We start from the raw sequence: 312 nt of genomic DNA, 5'->3' as shown, positions 1-312 counted from the left end.
TTACCCATTTCCACTTAAAGAAAATATTATGAAAACCCCATTCTCCTTATTGCTTGCAGTGGCATTGGTACCTTCCTTTGCCTTTGCGGAATTCTCTGCCGATTCTTTTAACCCCGTAAAAATCAACAGCGATGAAGAACGCCTGGCCTGCGAAGCTATTATGTGCTTATCTTCGCCAAATAGCTCTCCCAGCCAATGCGAACCTTCTCTCCGCAAATACTATTCGATCAAGTTTAAACACGGGCATGATACTTTGACCGCCCGTCGCAACTTCCTCAAAAAATGTCCGGTTTCCAATAATCAGGATGTTTC

The 312-nt window shown here is 43.6% G+C and carries 1 protein-coding gene; it reads left to right on the top strand.

Annotated elements, in window-relative coordinates:
* Window positions 1–28 precede the first annotated feature (28 nt).
* A partial coding sequence (locus HMPREF2661_RS08920; RefSeq protein ID WP_070823433.1) for a TrbM/KikA/MpfK family conjugal transfer protein occupies window positions 29–312 on the top strand: 284 nt, incomplete at its 3' end.

Origin of the sequence: Neisseria sp. HMSC061B04, assembly GCF_001836705.1 — a bacterium.
Taxonomy (GTDB): Bacteria; Pseudomonadota; Gammaproteobacteria; order Burkholderiales; family Neisseriaceae; genus Neisseria.
The sequence above is the reverse complement of the archived record's forward strand: the minus strand, read 5'-3'. Positions and strand labels throughout refer to the sequence as shown.